The 241-nt window shown below is 41.1% G+C and carries 1 pseudogene; it reads left to right on the top strand.

The features are described 5' to 3' along the window. Positions 1–43 precede the first annotated feature (43 nt). Positions 44–241 (top strand): annotated as a pseudogene (locus tag SH09_RS13770) (RusA family crossover junction endodeoxyribonuclease); the annotation flags it as partial.

Raw genomic sequence — 241 nt, forward strand, 5'->3', positions numbered from 1 at the left:
ATAAGTTGCTAGGCTTTGATAAGTAGAGAGGAGCGAGATGACGATGGCTAAAGTATGGCAATATACCATCAATATACCTCCGATGGGAACGCCAAGACCGAATCATCGGTTTGTAGAAGGGGGAAAGACAATCACATACTACCCGCAACCTTATGTAGAGTATTTAGATGCAGTGCAGGCGCAATTAAAACGTGATAATGCACTTGATGATACTTTTTTCGAGGTATTAAATACGCCTTTA

This window comes from Staphylococcus gallinarum (assembly GCF_000875895.1).
GTDB classification, from domain to species: Bacteria; Bacillota; Bacilli; order Staphylococcales; family Staphylococcaceae; genus Staphylococcus; species Staphylococcus gallinarum.